The 16,584-nt window shown below is 62.2% G+C and carries 18 protein-coding genes and 1 pseudogene; 17 read left to right on the top strand and 2 right to left on the bottom strand.

Annotation, left to right across the window (positions count from 1 at the left end; genetic code table 11):
• The first annotated feature begins 304 nt into the window (after window positions 1-304).
• From NKJ73_RS23165 to NKJ73_RS23150, 4 genes are all read left to right on the top strand, one after another.
• Entirely contained in the window at window positions 305-4,531 is a 4,227-nt protein-coding gene (locus tag NKJ73_RS23165; RefSeq protein WP_502905396.1) for a strawberry notch-like NTP hydrolase domain-containing protein, read from the top strand.
• A gap of 130 nt (window positions 4,532-4,661) precedes the next feature.
• Window positions 4,662-5,708, top strand: coding sequence for a DUF7146 domain-containing protein (locus NKJ73_RS23160; RefSeq protein WP_352571224.1), 1,047 nt, complete (start codon window positions 4,662-4,664; stop codon window positions 5,706-5,708).
• Window positions 5,709-6,021: 313 nt separating this feature from the next.
• Window positions 6,022-6,957 carry a DUF2493 domain-containing protein gene (locus NKJ73_RS23155; protein ID WP_352571223.1) on the top strand — a complete coding sequence of 312 codons (936 nt, stop codon included), beginning with the start codon at window positions 6,022-6,024 and terminating at the stop codon, window positions 6,955-6,957.
• Between the two features lie 849 nt (window positions 6,958-7,806).
• Complete coding sequence (locus NKJ73_RS23150; protein ID WP_023674291.1) at window positions 7,807-8,136, top strand: DUF736 domain-containing protein; 330 nt, start codon at window positions 7,807-7,809, stop codon at window positions 8,134-8,136.
• Window positions 8,137-8,329: 193 nt separating this feature from the next.
• On the opposite strand, the gene NKJ73_RS23145 is transcribed toward NKJ73_RS23150, so the two are convergent.
• Entirely contained in the window at window positions 8,330-8,545 is a 216-nt protein-coding gene (locus NKJ73_RS23145) for a helix-turn-helix domain-containing protein (RefSeq protein ID WP_023674290.1), read from the bottom strand.
• 126 nt (window positions 8,546-8,671) lie between these two features.
• Here NKJ73_RS23145 and NKJ73_RS23140 point away from each other — a divergent pair, with 126 nt between their 5' ends.
• The 13 genes from NKJ73_RS23140 (at window position 8,672) to NKJ73_RS23080 (ending at window position 15,712) form a co-directional block, all read left to right on the top strand.
• Window positions 8,672-8,950: a DNA -binding domain-containing protein gene (locus NKJ73_RS23140; protein ID WP_023674289.1), complete on the top strand. Its 279-nt coding sequence runs from the start codon at window positions 8,672-8,674 to the stop codon at window positions 8,948-8,950.
• A gap of 168 nt (window positions 8,951-9,118) precedes the next feature.
• On the top strand, window positions 9,119-9,304 hold the full coding sequence (locus NKJ73_RS23135) for a transcriptional regulator domain-containing protein (RefSeq protein WP_352455880.1): 186 nt from the start codon (window positions 9,119-9,121) through the stop codon (window positions 9,302-9,304).
• A 46-nt stretch (window positions 9,305-9,350) separates the two neighbouring features.
• Entirely contained in the window at window positions 9,351-9,875 is a 525-nt protein-coding gene (locus NKJ73_RS23130; RefSeq protein WP_352571244.1) for a DUF2285 domain-containing protein, read from the top strand.
• 114 nt (window positions 9,876-9,989) lie between these two features.
• On the top strand, window positions 9,990-10,280 hold the full coding sequence (locus NKJ73_RS23125; protein ID WP_023674287.1) for a helix-turn-helix transcriptional regulator: 291 nt from the start codon (window positions 9,990-9,992) through the stop codon (window positions 10,278-10,280).
• A gap of 17 nt (window positions 10,281-10,297) precedes the next feature.
• Entirely contained in the window at window positions 10,298-10,729 is a 432-nt protein-coding gene (locus NKJ73_RS23120) for a replication initiator protein A (protein ID WP_023674286.1), read from the top strand.
• Complete coding sequence (locus NKJ73_RS23115) at window positions 10,726-11,286, top strand: S26 family signal peptidase (protein ID WP_352571222.1); 561 nt, start codon at window positions 10,726-10,728, stop codon at window positions 11,284-11,286. The genes NKJ73_RS23120 and NKJ73_RS23115 overlap by 4 nt, the downstream gene beginning before the upstream one ends.
• A gap of 44 nt (window positions 11,287-11,330) precedes the next feature.
• Window positions 11,331-11,657: a DUF736 domain-containing protein gene (locus NKJ73_RS23110; RefSeq protein WP_023674284.1), complete on the top strand. Its 327-nt coding sequence runs from the start codon at window positions 11,331-11,333 to the stop codon at window positions 11,655-11,657.
• 286 nt (window positions 11,658-11,943) lie between these two features.
• Window positions 11,944-12,708: a lytic transglycosylase domain-containing protein gene (locus NKJ73_RS23105; RefSeq protein ID WP_352571221.1), complete on the top strand. Its 765-nt coding sequence runs from the start codon at window positions 11,944-11,946 to the stop codon at window positions 12,706-12,708.
• The gene (locus tag NKJ73_RS23100; RefSeq protein WP_156937256.1) at window positions 12,705-12,956 is read left to right on the top strand and encodes a hypothetical protein; all 252 of its coding nucleotides are present in this window, start codon (window positions 12,705-12,707) and stop codon (window positions 12,954-12,956) included. The genes NKJ73_RS23105 and NKJ73_RS23100 overlap by 4 nt, the downstream gene beginning before the upstream one ends.
• Window positions 12,953-14,695 carry a relaxase/mobilization nuclease domain-containing protein gene (locus NKJ73_RS23095; RefSeq protein WP_031211113.1) on the top strand — a complete coding sequence of 581 codons (1,743 nt, stop codon included), beginning with the start codon at window positions 12,953-12,955 and terminating at the stop codon, window positions 14,693-14,695. Before NKJ73_RS23100 ends, NKJ73_RS23095 begins: the two co-directional genes overlap by 4 nt.
• Window positions 14,692-15,090, top strand: coding sequence for an ABC transporter permease family protein (locus NKJ73_RS23090; protein ID WP_245274603.1), 399 nt, complete (start codon window positions 14,692-14,694; stop codon window positions 15,088-15,090). The genes NKJ73_RS23095 and NKJ73_RS23090 overlap by 4 nt, the downstream gene beginning before the upstream one ends.
• Window positions 15,091-15,146: 56 nt before the next feature.
• A complete protein-coding gene (locus NKJ73_RS23085) occupies window positions 15,147-15,407 on the top strand; it encodes a CopG family ribbon-helix-helix protein (protein WP_031211112.1) in 261 nt (86 codons plus the stop codon).
• Window positions 15,404-15,712: a type II toxin-antitoxin system RelE/ParE family toxin gene (locus tag NKJ73_RS23080; protein ID WP_023674278.1), complete on the top strand. Its 309-nt coding sequence runs from the start codon at window positions 15,404-15,406 to the stop codon at window positions 15,710-15,712. The genes NKJ73_RS23085 and NKJ73_RS23080 overlap by 4 nt, the downstream gene beginning before the upstream one ends.
• Window positions 15,713-15,899: 187 nt before the next feature.
• On the opposite strand, the pseudogene NKJ73_RS23075 reads toward NKJ73_RS23080, so the two are convergent.
• A pseudogene (locus NKJ73_RS23075) lies at window positions 15,900-16,571 on the bottom strand (zinc-binding dehydrogenase); the annotation flags it as partial.
• Window positions 16,572-16,584: the final 13 nt, after the last annotated feature.

Genomic DNA, 16,584 nt, shown 5'->3' with positions numbered 1-16,584 from the left:
CTCACTTTCTCACACACGGGCAAAGCCAATTGGCCGCTTCTGCCGCGTCCTTCTCGCTCGGCGGCTGCTGCCCCGCCGTCCCCACTGCGTGCCAAGATATCGCCCCCGGGCTGCCAACCGCGTTGCCGCTGTCGTCGTTGGACTGACGGCGGGTAGCGGCGCAGCGCCTGGATCGAAGAAGGATCGTTATCGGCAGGACCGCAGTCCAGAGGGGAGAGGCCGGCCAGGGCGGATTTGAGCCGGATTGGTCGAGAGAGAGGGCCGCCCGGTTCATTCCCGTTCCGCTCTCCTCGAGGTTTTCTCCATGCTTGATGTTTCTTCGAAGACTGCCGCTCCGGCAGTGCCGCTTCCGCTTGTCTCATCCCCGGCTGTCGAACCAGCTGCCGCCATCCACAGCGCGGCGCAGTTTCTTCTGCCCCATCTCGAACGCGGTCAGCGCGTCGACGCCTCGAGCCTTCGCTCCGCCATGGAAGCTGCCTTCGGTGCCTCCGATGCGTCCGGCGCATGGGACTGGAAATCAGCCTATGACGCTTGCGAAGTCGCGACGGTGCTGTTCCTGCGCAAATACGGAAAGTCGCTTTTCCGCAAAGCCGGTTCTGCGGCCGCCGCACTTCCGATGCTGGGCAAGATTGCCGGCCTGTTCCCAACTCACACGCGCCGCTCCGAAGAGACCGAAGCGCTTCAGCAGTTCAGCACCCCCATTCCGCTCGGTCTGGCGGCCGTGACTGCCGCGGCAATCACCCCTGCCGACCGCGTGCTTGAGCCCTCCGCCGGCACCGGGTTACTTGCTATTTTGGCCGAGATCAGCGGCAGCACGTTGCTGCTCAACGAACTGGCCGAGGCCCGCGCCGGGCTTCTCTCATTGCTCTTTCCGGCTATCCCCGTCACTCGCTTCAACGCAGCGCAGATCGATGATTATCTCGATCCCGGCATTGCACCAAGCGTCGTGCTGATGAACCCGCCGTTCTCGGTTCTGGCCAATGTCTCGGGTCGCGTGTCCGACGCTGCCTATCGTCACGTCGCCTCTGCGCTGGCCCGGCTCGCCGAGGGCGGGCGGCTTGTCGCAATCACTGGCGCAAATTTTTCCCCAGAGCTGCCCATCTGGCGCGAGTCCTTCGTCAGGCTCCAGGAGCGCGGTCGCGTGGTGTTCACCGCCGCGATCGACGGCGCCGTCTACGCTAGGCATGGCACCACCGTCGAGACCCGGCTGACCGTCATCGACAAACTGCCGGCCGACATTCCAGGCACCTTTCCAGCATCAGCCGGCACGGCGCCCGATGTCGCCACACTGATCGCCAGGATTGGCGAGCACGTTCCCGCACGGCTGCCGGTCAGCGCTTCGGCTTTTGCGCCCGCCGTCAAGGCACTGGGGCCCACAGCGCGCACGGTGCGCGGTGATCTCGCCAGATCCGCCGCTTCCTCTCCGGTGCGCAGCCTCGCCGAGCCGGAAGGCGCCGAGCTTGCTTACGAGACTTTGGACTGGAGGCCTGCCGAAAGTAGGCACATCACCGATGGCATCTATGAGGAGTACGGGTTGCAGGCGATCCGCATTCCGGGCGCCCATCCGCATCCGACCAAGCTGGTTCAATCGGCGGCGATGGCATCCGTTGCTCCGCCGAAGCCGAGCTACCGGCCGATTCTTCCTGCCAAGGTTGTCAGCGACGGCCTGTTGTCCGACGCGCAGCTAGAAACAATCATCTATGCCGGCGAGGCCCATTCGGAGTTCCTCGCCGGTTCCTGGACGGTGGACGACACCTTCGATCTTGTCTCTGCCGGGCGCGACGATGCTGCGCACGCCGTGCGATTCCGCCGGGGCTTCATGCTCGGCGACGGGACGGGCGCCGGCAAGGGCCGCCAGTCGGCCGGCATCATCGTGGACAGTTGGATGCAGGGCCGCCGCAAGGCGGTGTGGATCTCCAAATCAGACAAGCTGATCGAAGACGCCCAGCGCGACTGGTCTGCTCTCGGCATGGAGCGCCTGCTGGTCACGCCGCTGTCGCGGTTCCCGCAGGGCAAGGCCATCCGCCTCGATCAAGGGGTCCTATTCACCACCTACGCCACGCTGCGCTCCGACGAACGCGGTGAGAAGGTCTCGCGCGTGCGGCAGATCGTCGAATGGTTGGGCACCGACTTCGACGGAGTGATCATTTTCGACGAGAGCCACGCCATGCAGAACGCCGCAGGCGGCAAGGGAGAACGCGGCGACGTCGCCGCCTCACAGCAGGGACGCGCCGGGCTCCGCCTCCAAAACGCCCTGCCGAACGCCCGTGTCGTCTACGTCTCGGCGACGGGCGCAACCACCGTCCACAACCTCGCTTACGCGCAGCGTTTGGGCCTATGGGGTGGTGAGGATTTGCCCTTCACGACCAGGGCCGAATTCGTCGAGACGATCGAGGCCGGCGGCGTTGCCGCCATGGAAGTGCTGGCTCGAGACCTTCGCGCACTCGGTCTCTATACGGCACGATCGCTCTCGTACGATGGTGTCGAATACGAGCTGGTCGAGCACCAGCTTACCTCCGAGCAGACCCGCATCTACGACGCCTATGCCGGAGCGTTCAGCGTCATTCATAACAATCTCGACGCCGCAATGCGGGCCGCCAACGTCACAGGCGAGACCGGGACACTGAACCGTCAGGCAAAGTCGGCTGCACGTTCGGCATTCGAGAGCACGAAACAGCGCTTCTTCGGGCATTTGCTCACCGGCATGAAGACGCCGACCCTGATACGCTCGATCGAGCGCGATCTCCATCAAGGCCATGCCGCCGTCATCCAGATCGTCTCGACCGGCGAGGCACTGATGGAACGGCGCCTCGCGGAAATTCCAACCGAGGAATGGAACGACGTTCGCGTCGACATCACGCCGCGCGAATATGTCCTCTCGTATCTGCAGCATTCCTTCCCCGTGCAACTCTACGAGCCGTTCACCGACAGCGAAGGCAATTTGTCGTCACGTCCGGTCTATCGCGACGGCCAGCCCGTCGAGAGCCGCGAAGCGGTCGCCCGCCGCGATCGCCTCATCGAGCAACTCGCTTCACTGGCCCCCGTCCCGGGGGCACTCGATCAGATCGTACAGCGCTTCGGCACCGACCTCGTAGCGGAAGTGACAGGCCGGTCGCGCCGCGTCGTTCGCAAGACCAGCACTCGAGGCATCGATCGCCTTGTCGTCGAAAACCGCGCCGGATCGGCCAATCTCGCCGAGGCACAGGCATTCATGGATGACTGTAAGCGCATATTGGTGTTTTCCGACGCCGGTGGCACTGGCCGCAGCTATCACGCTGATCTCACTGCGAAGAACCGCCGCCTTCGAGTTCACTATCTGCTTGAGCCGGGCTGGAGGGCCGATGCCGCCATCCAGGGCTTGGGGCGCACCAACCGCACGAACCAGGCGCAGCCGCCGCTGTTCCGGCCGGTTGCGACCGATGTGAAGGCTGAGAAGCGCTTTCTCTCGACGATAGCCCGGCGGCTCGACACATTGGGCGCCATTACGCGCGGCCAGCGCCAGACCGGCGGCCAGGGCCTATTTCGCCCTGAGGACAATCTGGAGTCGCACTATGCCCGCGACGCGCTGCGGCAGCTTTACCTGCTGCTGGTTCGCGACAAGGTGGACGGCTGCTCACTCCAGATGTTCGAGGAGGCGACCGGCCTCACGCTGACGGACTCCACCGGCATCAAGGACGAGCTGCCGCCGATCACGACCTTCCTCAATCGGCTGCTGGCGCTCACCATCGCGCTTCAAACCGTTCTGTTTACGGCCTTCGAGCAATTGCTAAATGCGAAAATCGAGGGCGCCATCGCCTCCGGTGCCTACGACATCGGCTTGGAAACACTGCGTGCGGAGAGCTTCGTCGTCACCGAGCGACGCGTCATCCATGTCCATGCCGCCACCGGTGCGGAAACGCGACTGCTGACCATCGCCCAGCGCAAGCGCAATCGACCCGTTTCACTTGCCGATGCCCTTGCTCAGCTTCACGATCCCCGCGCGAAGCTCCTGGTCAACAACCGATCCGGCCGCGCCGCCGTACAGGTGCCAGCGCCAGCGCTGATGCTCGACAATGGCGAGATCGAATGGCGCGTCCGGCTGATCCGGCCGATGGAGCACCATCAGGCCTCATTGAAGATGATGGCGGAGAGCCACTGGGTTGAGGCTGAGCAGGCTGCATTCGCTGACGCCTGGAGTGTCGAGACGGCTGACGTGCCCGAATTCACGGACAGCACTATCCATGTCGTTGCCGGCATGCTGCTGCCGATCTGGAAGCGTCTGCCCAGGGAATTCTCACGTGTGTACCGGCTCCAGACTGACGATGGCGAGCGCATCATCGGTCGTCAGGTCCCGCCAGCATGGATCGCAGGCGCACTGGCAACAAGCTCGCCTTCGATCACAGCCAGTGATGCTTTCGTTGCGCTACTGGGCGGTCGAACGATCCTCGACCTCGCCGATGGTCTGCAGCTTCGGCGCAGCCGCCTCATGGGCGTCAGCCGAATCGAGCTGACGGGCTTCAACGACACAATGCGTGACCGTCTTTCGGCTTAGGCCTCTTCCGAGAGATCATCTCCTGGAAGCTGCGCATGTTCGTGCCCGCCGACGCATCTGGACCCGCAATTCTGGGCAAGTTGCTGAAGGGCTATCCAGTCCAGCGCATCGACACGCGGGAGGATGCGTGATGGCCCGCCACGATGCGTCAGAACTGGCGCACCGCCTCGGCCAGCAGGCTGAGGCGGTTTGTCGCTACTATCTTTCAAACGGGCATCGCGAGGGCCGCTACTGGCTTGTCGGCGATGTGCAAAACACGCCGGGCCGCTCAATGTTCGTGCGTCTCGTCGGGTCAGCGAACGGAAAAGGAGCCGCCGGCAAGTGGGCCGATGCGGCGACTGGCGAGCATGGGGACCTTCTAGACGTCATCCGCGAAAGCCGCGGCTTCAGCAACTTCAAGGACGTTGCGAATGAAGCAATGACGTTTCTCGGCTTGCCGCATCCCGAACCAGAGCAGATTTCTCCCCGGCCGAAATCGGTAGACACGCCATCCGGATCATCTGAAGCAGCGCGTCGGCTGTTTACGATGTCGCAGCCGATTGCGGGTACGGTCGTAGAGGCGTATCTGCGCAACCGCAGTATTACCGCTTTGCACGGGACCGAAAGCCTGCGTTTTCACCCGCGCTGCTACTACCGGCCCGACGAACACGCGCCGACTGAGACCTGGCCGGCGATGATCGCATCCGTCACCGATCTCGACGGCCATTTGACTGGCGCACATCGCACCTGGCTTGATCCTTCCGGCAGAGGCAAGGCATCGGTCGGTACGCCGAGGCGCGCGATGGGCGATCTTCTCGGTCACGCGGTTCGCTTTGGCCTGCCGGGCGACGTCATGGCGGGCGGCGAAGGCATCGAGACCGTCTTGTCGCTTCGATGCATCCTGCCCGATATGGCTATGGCAGCGGCACTTTCGGCCGCCCATCTTGCTGCCATGCTGTTCCCCCTCACGCTGAGACGGCTCTACATCGTGCGCGACGCCGATCCAGCCGGTAACGGCGCGCGTGACACCTTGATCGAAAGAGCGAATGCTGCCGGGATCGAGGCGGTCGTGCTCTCGCCGGCACTTGGGGACCTCAACGAAGATCTCTGTACGCTAGGCGTGGATGCCGTTCGAGCAGCAGTCCGTGTTCAGCTCGCCCCGCAGGACATCGGCCGTTTCATGGCAGTGGCGGGATAACTCGGAACGAACAGCCTGTCCGCTGTCGCTTGCATCGCTTGGATGCTCCTGAAGTCGGAGAGAACCGCGCCTGCGGGCCTTCGAGAGGGCGATCGGCCAGCAAACGACCCGGACCCGCAATGTCTTCGGCCGACTATTTTCCGGCGCGCTCCCCAAGGGAGCGCTTTCCATCGCGAAGCAAAATAGCCGGCCTTCACCCTCCTCCGCTGACACTCCGGCCCTTCGCTTCGCTGCGGGTGCAGGTCCGTCCCGTCCGCCGGCTTCCGTCGCCATGAAGGCCGCGAGGGTCGCGGTCCAACCGGCGGAGCATCCAATGAGCGAGCATGACGACTACGAACCACAGCACTCGTCTTCACCCATCGACCTCGTCCTCACCGAACTCCAGCTCTATGGCTACCGACCCTTCGCGGATGAGCCTGATCCTCGACCGCTTCCAGAGGGCCACTGCGTCGCCGGCGCGATCGCCGACATCTTCGACGCCCTCATCGCGGCACTGCAAGACACTCGCCTCGAGCCCGATCTCGACGATCTTCTGTGGTCGACCGTCAACATCTTTCACCGCGCCGCAGATCGGATCGAGCGCGAACTCGATCACAACGAGCAGGCGCAACGCCGCAGCCAGCGTGAGCAGGACGGCAGCGAAGTGAAATCCGTCGACCTGGAACGCCTGACGGCCGAAGGGCAGACGCTAATCGAACGCCAAAGCGCCTTCGAACTGATGCGTGATCAGGCCGCGGAGCACTACGAGCGCCACACCGGATCGAGTTGGCGACCGCGCAGCGGATCGATGGTCAACCACCGCAACATGACCTCTGCGCTGATCGACAGCCGCGACTTTCTCAGCGCCAAGAAACGCGCCTCGCAGGAAGTCCTTCTGCCACCTGGCCCGAAAATCGCCTTCACCGCTGGGCTCGACTTCAATGACCACCAGCTGATCTGGGCCAAGCTCGACCAGGTCCACGCCAGGCATCCCGACATGGTCTTGATGCACGGCAAATCGCCGAAGGGTGGCGAAAAGATCGCCTCCTGTTGGGCAGACCACCGCAAGGTACCCCAAATCGGCTTTGCCCCTGATTGGACAAAGCATGCCAAAGCCGCCCCGTTCAAGCGCAATGACGCAATGCTGGAGGTACTGCCGATAGGCGTCATCGTCTTTCCCGGGACCGGAATTCAGGACAATCTTGCAGACAAGGCAAAGAAGCTCGGCATCCCAGTCCTCGACTTCCGCCCCAAGGGAGGCGGCGCGTAAGCGCTGCCCGCCCCTACCCTTTTTTCGATTGTACGATACGGCCGCGATCGGGCAGCGCGTACTGTATTTGCAGCTCGCTGGAGTGCTTGGCCCGGGATGCCGGATCTCAGGCTCCCAGCGCCGCCCGTCTTTTTGCGATACTCAAGTCCGCGCCCTAGCAAAGGCGCGCGACGCCGTCACGCTTGCCGTCAACGTTTCAGCTGCGTCGCAGCTGGCATCACAGCTGCGAATAACGACGCCTGTTTAACCGAACAGGGCCTGGATCTGGGCGAACTCACCGAACAACCGGCGTGGGCAGGATGCTTTTTTCGGCCGTCGCATTGTTAGCGTCGTCGCTGACTCGGCATCGCGCGACGCACAGTTCGAATCCACCACGGCGTGCCGTCTCGTTCCAAAGATAGCGCATATCCGGTGGTGCACGTCAGCCGTGACTTGAACCATCACGTGCGTGTCTTATGCGCGTTGCTGACAACAGCTTGCGACTTCGCGATGCCTGTACAGAGGAGCATCGACGCCGGTGATCGTCGTAGCCGGGATTTCGCCAGCGACGGTATCGCCAGGTTCTCCGTTGATGTCTCTATCTGGTGGGCCGCTCCAAACGGCCTCTTTAATGGGCTGATCTGGCCGAAGGTCGGCTGCGCCTCGATCGCCTAAGCCGCAATGGCGCCGATCGACTTTCTTCCCCTGCCGGCTGCGCCGTCATTCCTCGCCAAACAACAAAGTCGCTTGGCTGCCATCCTCCGCTGGCGCTGCGGTCGCAAGCGATGCGGCGTCGATCGCCTCCGGCCCGCCGATCGCCATCGAGGCCGCAATGGTGCGGGCTCGAAACAGAGTTCAAGGAGAAAACTCATGGCGATAATCGGAACCTTCAAGAGGACCGGCAACAACGAGTTCACCGGCGAAATCGTCACTCTCTCGCTCCAGACCAAGAACGTCCGCGTCGTGCCCGAGACCAACCGCTCTGGCGACAGCGCCCCCAGCCACCGTGTCTTCGTCGGGCGGGTCGAGATCGGCGCCGCATGGTCCAAGCGCTCCAATGACGGCCGCGACTATCTCGGCGTGAAGCTGGACGATCCGAGCTTCACTGCTCCGATCTACGCCAACCTCTTCAACGATGAGGAAGGCGAAGGCTACAGCCTCATCTGGTCGCGCCCCAACGGCCGCCGCAACGCGGAGTAAGGCCCCGACCAAGGCTCCGCCCGGACGAACAGGGCGGGGCCGTCCTCCTTTTCACGACAAGATGAGCGCAGTCGCTGCGCAACGAGCTCCGTCGGACTTTGGGGCGACTACCTGTCGTGTTCCCGGCTGGAGACTTCATTCCTGCATGTTGCCTCGCCGATAATCGAAAATTCGCGGTGCTTCCCGCGTCAACTCACGGTGCCGATTTTCTGATCAACTCGCATGGGTCCACATTCAGCGCAGTTGCGATCCTCCCAAGAACACTGATGCTGGCCGAGACCCGAGCGCGCTCGATCGATCCGACGTAACGCATGCTCAGTCCAGAGCGGGCGGCCAGTTCCTCCTGCGTCACGTTCTGGTCATGGCGCAGACGACGCATGTTGGCCGCCATGATCTCCTTGAGATTCATGACGGATTAGGGACCAGAAAGGGAACTATCGTTCTAGGAATGATCGTTCCTATTCGCTATGATTGGTGCTCGATCTAAAGGACGGCTCCTTCGAGATCGCGATCGAAATATGAACGGTCAAATACCATGCTTAAACCGCTGCTCGATCCTGATGTCGCCGACATTGCGCCGGATGCCCCGGTCCTGACCGGCTATGACGAGGAGCGTCTGCTCACCTACATTCGCCTGCTTGACGCGGCAGCGGAAGATGCCGATTGGCGAGAGGTGGCCAGGATCGTCTTGCATATAGACCCGGAGCAGGAGCCGGAACGAGCGTTCCGGTCCTGGGAGACCCATCTTGCCCGCGCGCGATGGATGACGACCAGCGGCTACCGATATCTTCTCGCTGGCGGCGCTCCGCACTGACGCGGCCGGCGCTCCATTTTGCTGAATCGGCATAATGGTTTGCCGACTCTCAAACTATCCAACTTCCTTATCCCCCTGGAATGTTGACGCCGACGCCTCACATCCGGGTACGCGGAGAGGACAGGAACAGTGCAAGGCGATTGGACCGATCCGGCGTCGTATTCACACATGTGCAGCTACCAGGCTACGGAGTTCGCTGCCGAGTATCTGATCCGGAATGACGAATTCGTGGCAGAGTGCAGCCAGCTTGCATCGCAATTCGCTGGTTCTGGAGAACCTGCCGGTCAGCCCGATCTCGCCGCCCGTTGGGGCGCGCGATTTCAAAACTGCCGGTGCCGGACTTCCGAAAGTTGACAATATCATCTGGACAGAACAGGCCTCGCCGCGCGTGCTCAGGGTCATGCGGGTATCTGCATCCCATCAGACAGTTCGACCTTCCAGCCTTGGCGGAGCCAGCGTTTGGCCGCAGGACGAAGGCCTTCACATTATTTGGTCTACCTTAATTGGGAAAAGTTATCTCGTCGCTGACGACCGCGCCGGTGAATTCAACGCTATCCTTCTGCCGCTCGACGCTGCATTCGAGACGCGGCTCGATGCAGCGCGCCGGTTCTGGCGCGCACTGAACGGCCGGGCAGCCAGTCCATCTTACGGCGCGCTGCCGCAACAGACCAAGATCAGGCATATCCTCAATTTACGCGCACATGATGGTCACCGCACGGGTGCAACCTATCGTCAGCTCGCGGAGGTGCTGTTTTCGCAGGAGCCGATTGTGCCGCGAGATTGGCGTGATCATCATCTCCGCCACAAGGTCCGAGCTATCTTACGCCGTGCAGCTTTTTTAGTCGCCGGCGGCTATCGCGATCTTCTCTTCTACCCCCACAACCGCAGCGAAAAGTCCGGCCGCCGAAGTCCTTCTTCGGGGTAGCAAAAACGCGCCCCCCAATCTTTGCCCTCCCTCGCCTTTCCTGATTTCGATCATGGTCCACTTCGCGCGTCCCGGCAGGCCAGGACGACAGCAGAACCGAATGGAGATCGAGCGATGTCGAAGGGTCCCGCGGACGCGCCCCAAAAGTATTTGCGCACGAAGGAGGCAGCACCCATCGTCGGGCTCTGCGCCCGCACACTCGAAAAGCACCGGACCTACGGCACCGGCCCAAAATACCGAAAGGTCGGCGGGCGCGTTCTCTACGACATCAACGACCTGCACGCCTGGATAGAGTTGGGCGCACGCACTTCCACCAGCGATGCCAACGCGACCTATGTTCCGCCGGCAAAACCCCATGCAGCCCGCGCGCCCGCCTATGTCGGCAGGCGCGACCGCAGCTCCTGATCTGTGGCGCACCGAAAATGCAGTATCGCGAGACCGTTCAGCAGCAATTTGCGCTGCCTCATGTCCCCTCATCCGACTTCCCTCCACGCAGCACGCGGGACGTCGTGGCGTGGCAGCTCGTCTTATTGGTGAAATCCCGCCGCCTGACACCGATCCACTCTCATGCGCGCGAAGAATCGACCTGCGTAGAGGCGGCAAGTGTGCACGGCATGGCAACGATTTGGAACGCTGCCATCCTGGTCTGGGCTGTGTCGCAAAACATCCACGCGCAAGCCAGGAGATTGCAACCGCGCCGCCTGGTAGCGGCGAAACAGCAGCAAACCCTGACCTTCAGGTCGCCGCGTCAACGGCGGCACGTCCACAGCCGGATAGCCGCACGCGAGCAGCCGAGTCCATACACGGGCAAGCGTCTTAAAGCTTGCCTGCTGCGCCCCGGGATCAAGTCATGAGCAAGCGCACAAAGATCATCGCCACCATGGTTGGCGGCGCAGTGCTCGCCGCGGCGCCGGCATGGATTAGCCATCCGCCGATATCCATCTGGAACGCATCGGCGAGCATCCCCGTCGGGCTCTATCGCGTCCAGCCGGCCGACAAAATCGGTATTGCCAATATCGCCGTCATCATGCCGCCCGAGCCATTGGCGGCCTTCATGGCAAGACGCGGGTATCTGCCGAAAAATGTGCCGCTCCTGAAGCGTATTTTGGCACTCGGGGGCGCAACCGTCTGTCGCCAAGGCACAACGATCATCGTCAACGGCAAGACGTATGGACATGCGCGCGAGCGTGACAGTCGCGGTCGACCCCTGCCCATCTGGCAGGGCTGCCGCGACATTGCCGAGGCCGACGTCTTCCTTATGAATCCGGGTGCAGCCGACAGTTTTGACAGCCGCTATTTCGGCCCGCTCCCGCTCTCATCGATCGTTGGCCGTGCGGTTCCCGTCTGGACCACGGAGCGCACCACTCCGGTGCTGGATATCACCAACGATCCCCTCGCTAGCGAGCCGTGACGGCTCGGCTCGACGCGCACTAACACTCAGAAAGGAGCACTGCAATGACCCAGATCGGAACCTTCACGCGCAATGATGACGGCTTCTTCGGCAATCTCTCCACGCTAACAATCGAGGCGAAGATTGCCATCCTGCCTGCCGAGAAATCCAAAACCGAAAACGCGCCCGACCATCTGATCTATTGCGAAGGGATGGCGGTCGGTGCGGCTTGGGACCGCGCCGGAGACAAGGCTGGGGATTACCTCTCCGTCTCAATTGACGACCCGTCCTTTACGCAGCCGATCCGCGCCAAGCTGTTTCGGTCCGATGCAGAGAACAGCGTCTGGAGCCTGCACTGGAACCGATCATCGAAGCGCGACGGGCGAGGCTGAACAGATGCTTCTGGAGCCCTTCGACGAATCTTTCTCGCCAACCCTTTTGATCCATTGCGCGCCGGTCAAACCCTTCGATCCGACCGCCCGCGAGGCAGCCCAGAGGGGGCCGGACACTTGCTTGTGGCTGCGGACGCCGATTTCATCACAGTTTTGGCAAAGCCGGTTCGATCGGCGAGCCCCTGCCCTTAACGGAAGCGAACACCGTCGCAGGCTGGCAGCGCATCGGTTCTGCGGTCTGCGGGATGCAGCCCACAGAGGCATGACGACGTTTGCCGCATGTGTCATGCTCGGCTTCGTGGCGCCCGAAACTGGTGCAGCGGCTTCCTCTCATGGTGAACGGCCGGCGCACTCCGAGTCGACGATCTTGTCGGCTGGCCCGTGGTCGCGGCATATCCGGGAAGCGTCAAAACGCTTCGCCATTCCAGAGCGGTTGCTGCGCGGCGTCATGCATGTTGAGAGCGTCGGCGATGTTCGTGCGCTTTCAAGCAAGGGCGCAATGGGCTTGATGCAGATCATGCCGGCGACGTGGGAAGAACTGCGCATCAAATACCGTCTCGGTGACGATCCCTATCAACCGCGTGACAACATTCTTGCAGGTGCAGCATATCTTCGCGAAATGCTCGACAGCTTCGGGCGCAGCGGCTTTCTTGCCGCTTACAATGCCGGTCCTGGTCGGTACACGGAACATCTCATAACCGGCCGTCCGCTGCCACGCGAGACGGTCGACTACGTCAGGAAACTCGCGCCGCTGCTCGATGGTGCAGTTCTCAGTCCGCGGCGCGCGCGGCAGGGAAGGGGCAGAGCCAGCTCGCTCCGTGCAACGATCTTTGCGCATCCCCATGACATTCGGAACGCCACTGCATCGGATGGCAATGGTTATGGCGAGACGATCTTTGCGGCGATTCATTCGTCCGCAATGCGGTCGCCAATGGGCAATCCTGTTGCGGACCTGACCGCGATCGAGCCACGGCCGGGTGAAACCGATTTCCAATCGAACCACGCTGTTTCCGGCCTATTCGCTCAGCCCTCTTTAGCCATATCGCGATGATCGCCACGTTCCTCCTCAATTGCATTCCGGCCTGTTCCGTCGCGGAAATTGCGGCGGAAGGGTTGGCTGTGGATGAGAACAGAGAGATTGGCAGGATAAAGGGCCGCGAGGTGCGGCTCGGTTCGGCCGATTGTTTTCCTTACGATTTTCGTCTCATTTCGCAATGTGCTGGCACAATCAGCGATGTGCGCTATTCCCAATTTTTCAGTCTTTCAATGGAAACCGCACCTCGTGGCCGTCTAGCATGAAGCGTGACGATAGCTTTCGCGTCCGCCCCGGTCGCATCCGCTCCCGCGCCGGCCAGCGCGCACGACCCTTCATCTTCCAGGCTCTTGCGGCCACACAGCGCGCCGGCGGGCACCTTACACGCGAGGGTCGGATCACCTCCCCGCGAGCTTCAACGTTTGGCCGCGGCAGGTCAGCGAGCATCCGCGCCAGTCGCCTCATCTCTGACAGCTCACGCGGCGCCGTCGTCAAGACCCGTGTGGTACGGCAGTTCAGAGGGTCTGCGCCACTCGCCACCCATCTCAAATATCTTCGCCGCGAAGGTGTTACACGTGATGGTGAGAAGGCGAGGATGTTCGGTCCCGACACCAAAGATGCAGATCATGACGCCTTCTGCGACCGCTGCAAGGATGATCGGCATCACTTCCGTTTCATCGTTTCGCCGGAGGATGCAATGGAGCTCGGCGACCTCAAGAACTTCGCTTGTGACCTGATGGTCGACATGGAGCGCGACCTCGGCACGAGGCTCGACTGGATAGCCGTCGATCACTGGAACACCGAACATCCGCACGTTCACATCCTCGTTCGCGGCGTTGCCGACGATGGCGAGAGCCTTGTCATCTCGCGCGACTACATCCGCCAGGGCATGCGCGATCGGGCGAGCGACATTCTCACCCAGACGCTTGGGCTCCGCACGGACCTCGACATCCGCCAGGCCATCGAGCACCAGGTCGACACTGAGCGCTGGACGCAGCTCGATCGCCAGCTTGTTCGTGACGCCGACCGTCATGGTATCATTGATCTCGCGCCACACCCTGATCGCCGGCCCGACGAGTTCCTGGGGCTCAAAGTCGGCCGGCTGCGGCAACTGGAAAGCCTGGGCCTCGCGAACGAGATCGGTCCCGGCCAGTGGATGGTGGTCGAAGAGGCCGAGGCCACTTTGCGCGCCCTCGGTGAACGCGGCGACACCATCAAGCGCATGCACCGCAGCCTCACTGTGCATGGGCTAGAAAAAGGGACGGCCGACTATGTGCTGGCCGCCGAAAAGATTGATGCGCCCGTGATCGGCCGACTGCTCGAACGCGGCCTTGATGACGAACGGCGCGGCGCGGCCTATGCCATCGTCGATGGCATTGATGGACGCACGCACCACATTCGCTTCCATGACCCTGATGCGGCCGGAGACTCCGACCCGGGCTCGGTCGTGGAGTTGTGCCGCGATGCGAGTGCAAATGGCGGTGGCCGGGTCACGCTCGCGGTCCGCTCCGACCTCTCAATCGAACAGCAGGTCCATGCTTCCGGCGCGACTTGGCTCGATCGCCAACTCGTTGCACGCGAGCCTGCCGAATTCGGTGACGGCGGCTTTGGCAGGGACGTAAGACAGGCACTGCAAGATCGGGTCGACCACCTTGTCAGCCGCGATCTGGCCAGGCGCGAGGGACAGCGCGTCATTCTTGTGCGCAATCTGATCGATACTCTACACGATCATGAGGTGGAATCGCTCGGTGCCCGCCTCGCCGCCGAGACGGGCCTCTCATTCACGAAGGCTGCCAACGGCGATCATGTGGCTGGGATTTACCGGCGGCGTTTCTCGCTGGCTTCAGGCCGGCTCGCGATGATCGACAATGGGCTCGAATTCAAGCTCGTGCCCTGGTCGCCGTCGCTCGAAAAGCGATTGGGTAATCAAGTCATCGGGGTCGTGTGCTCGGATACGGGGGGCGTGGATTGGAACCTGGGAAAGAAGCGCGGCATCGGGCTATGAAGGTTACAGGCGTATGCTCTATCCTGATGCTGGGAAGCCAGCACGGTCGCACATTCTATTTGTACCCGCACAGTGAAGCGCCGATTGCCTCGCAAAATAGGGACTTTGCGCATCCTCGATTCAGTCTGGCGCCCGCGATCGCGGCACTGGCGCTGTTTGCCTTCGTCTATCATTGGAACAGCTATCTGTGGCCGCTGACAGTTTTGCAGGGCAATGCAGAGGATTATCCGATCGTCATTAGCCTCAGCCGCCTGCTCAGCTACAACAGAGGCGCCCTCAATACAGGACTGGTCATGGCCGGCGCCACGCTCGCCGTGCTGCCGCCATTGATGCTCTTCGCCTTCCTGCAGCGCTTCTTCGTGGATTCGATCGTCGGCTCGGCGGTCAAGGGATAATGGACCAGCGCGGCGCTCTGTGCTAAGGTGTACACAGATCAACACAGGACACCGCTATGGCCGCTAGCACCACTATGACAATTCGCGTCAGTCCCGATGTAAAGGAAAAGCTCGACCGGATCGCAACCGACACCCGGCGTAGCAAGTCGTTCCTCGCAGGTGAAGCCGTCGCAGCGTATGTCGATCGCGAGCTTGAAATCATTGAAGGTATCAAGCGCGGCCTTGCTGATGTCGAAGCTGGGCGCATCGTGTCTCATGATAAGGCCATGGCAGAAATTTATGCCGCGATTGATGCCGGCATGGGCCGCAAGGTGTGACGCGAGCCGTTCAGTGGTCTCGCGGTGCGCTGGACGACATCAAGGAACAGATCGCCTATATCTCGCAGGATAATCCGCGCGCTGCGCGCCTGGTCGCAGACCGGATTCTGGACGCAGGGGCCGCGCTTGGGGAAATGGCAACCGGGCGACCCGGCCGTCTATCCGGCACCTATGAAAAGCCTGTGAGTCGCCTGCCCTACATCATCGCTTATGCCGTGACCGCCAAGGGCGGCCGGGAAAGCATTTCAATTTTGCGGGTGATCCACGCAGCGCGCGGTTGGCAGGACGAGGAATGGCCGAACTAAGCAAAATCTCGCGACGAAGGGGCTTTAATCGCGAGCGGATTTGCTGCCAACAATTTTGACAGCAAGCTGCCGGTATTGCTCCCGAGTTTAACCGGAGACCTGGGTGGGAGCATATACGTCGAGCGCGTTCTGAGTTTCGTCCGTTCGCAATGAGTTATGGCTGCTAACGATCTGGCAAAACCATGATTCAGTCCGCGGTCAGCACGACCTTGACACTCTGTGAACGGTCGACGGCAAGTCGGAAGGCATCGGGGGCGCAAGAAAGCGTGCGCTCGGCGGTCACCAGTTTCAGGACGTCCACCTCTCCCGACACGATGAAATCGACTGCGCGACCGAACTCCGTACCGAAGCGGAAGGTGCCTTTGAGGTCGATCTCCTTGGCCATCACTGCATTGGCAGGCAGCGGGATCTGGCCACCGGGAAGATTGCCGACCTGGACCACCGTGCCGCCGCGCCGGACACTGGCGATCGCCGCGGCAAGGCCGGCCGCGCTGCCAGAAATCTCGAACGCCACATCAAGCGAACCGCCGGCAGCAAGCGCCTGGAGCTCGGCGTCGCCGCCGGAAAGGTCGATCGTCCTGTCGGCGCCCAAACTGCGGGCGAAGGCGAGCGGAGCGGCGGCGATATCGGCGACCGTAAGCTCAGCGCAGCCGGCAAGCCTGGCCGCGAGCATGGTCAAGAGACCGATGGGGCCGGCACCGAACAGGATGACGTTGCGGCCCCTGATGTCGCCCGCCCGCGCGACGGCGTGCAGGCTGACCGCTAGCGGCTCGGCAAGTGCGGCCGCCTGGTAGGCCACGTCAGATGGAACCTTGAAACATTGCGCGGGCGTGGCGTCGAACAGGCTGGCGAAGCCGCCGGCCGTGGCGGCG

This window comes from Mesorhizobium sp. M0074, from assembly GCF_040322975.1.
Taxonomy (GTDB): domain Bacteria; phylum Pseudomonadota; class Alphaproteobacteria; order Rhizobiales; family Rhizobiaceae; genus Mesorhizobium.
Note: the sequence above shows the minus strand (reverse complement) of the source record. Positions and strands in the feature narration are given on the sequence as shown.

Coding starts and splice junctions, on each gene's coding strand:
- NKJ73_RS23165 (WP_502905396.1), top strand. CDS start 305: ATGCTTGATGTTTCTTCGAAGACTGCCGCTCCGGCAGTGCCGCTTCCG.
- NKJ73_RS23160 (WP_352571224.1), top strand. CDS start 4,662: ATGGCCCGCCACGATGCGTCAGAACTGGCGCACCGCCTCGGCCAGCAG.
- NKJ73_RS23155 (WP_352571223.1), top strand. CDS start 6,022: ATGAGCGAGCATGACGACTACGAACCACAGCACTCGTCTTCACCCATC.
- NKJ73_RS23150 (WP_023674291.1), top strand. CDS start 7,807: ATGGCGATAATCGGAACCTTCAAGAGGACCGGCAACAACGAGTTCACC.
- NKJ73_RS23145 (WP_023674290.1), bottom strand. CDS start 8,545: ATGAATCTCAAGGAGATCATGGCGGCCAACATGCGTCGTCTGCGCCAT.
- NKJ73_RS23140 (WP_023674289.1), top strand. CDS start 8,672: ATGCTTAAACCGCTGCTCGATCCTGATGTCGCCGACATTGCGCCGGAT.
- NKJ73_RS23135 (WP_352455880.1), top strand. CDS start 9,119: ATGTGCAGCTACCAGGCTACGGAGTTCGCTGCCGAGTATCTGATCCGG.
- NKJ73_RS23130 (WP_352571244.1), top strand. CDS start 9,351: ATGCGGGTATCTGCATCCCATCAGACAGTTCGACCTTCCAGCCTTGGC.
- NKJ73_RS23125 (WP_023674287.1), top strand. CDS start 9,990: ATGTCGAAGGGTCCCGCGGACGCGCCCCAAAAGTATTTGCGCACGAAG.
- NKJ73_RS23120 (WP_023674286.1), top strand. CDS start 10,298: ATGCAGTATCGCGAGACCGTTCAGCAGCAATTTGCGCTGCCTCATGTC.
- NKJ73_RS23115 (WP_352571222.1), top strand. CDS start 10,726: ATGAGCAAGCGCACAAAGATCATCGCCACCATGGTTGGCGGCGCAGTG.
- NKJ73_RS23110 (WP_023674284.1), top strand. CDS start 11,331: ATGACCCAGATCGGAACCTTCACGCGCAATGATGACGGCTTCTTCGGC.
- NKJ73_RS23105 (WP_352571221.1), top strand. CDS start 11,944: ATGCTCGGCTTCGTGGCGCCCGAAACTGGTGCAGCGGCTTCCTCTCAT.
- NKJ73_RS23100 (WP_156937256.1), top strand. CDS start 12,705: ATGATCGCCACGTTCCTCCTCAATTGCATTCCGGCCTGTTCCGTCGCG.
- NKJ73_RS23095 (WP_031211113.1), top strand. CDS start 12,953: ATGAAGCGTGACGATAGCTTTCGCGTCCGCCCCGGTCGCATCCGCTCC.
- NKJ73_RS23090 (WP_245274603.1), top strand. CDS start 14,692: ATGAAGGTTACAGGCGTATGCTCTATCCTGATGCTGGGAAGCCAGCAC.
- NKJ73_RS23085 (WP_031211112.1), top strand. CDS start 15,147: ATGGCCGCTAGCACCACTATGACAATTCGCGTCAGTCCCGATGTAAAG.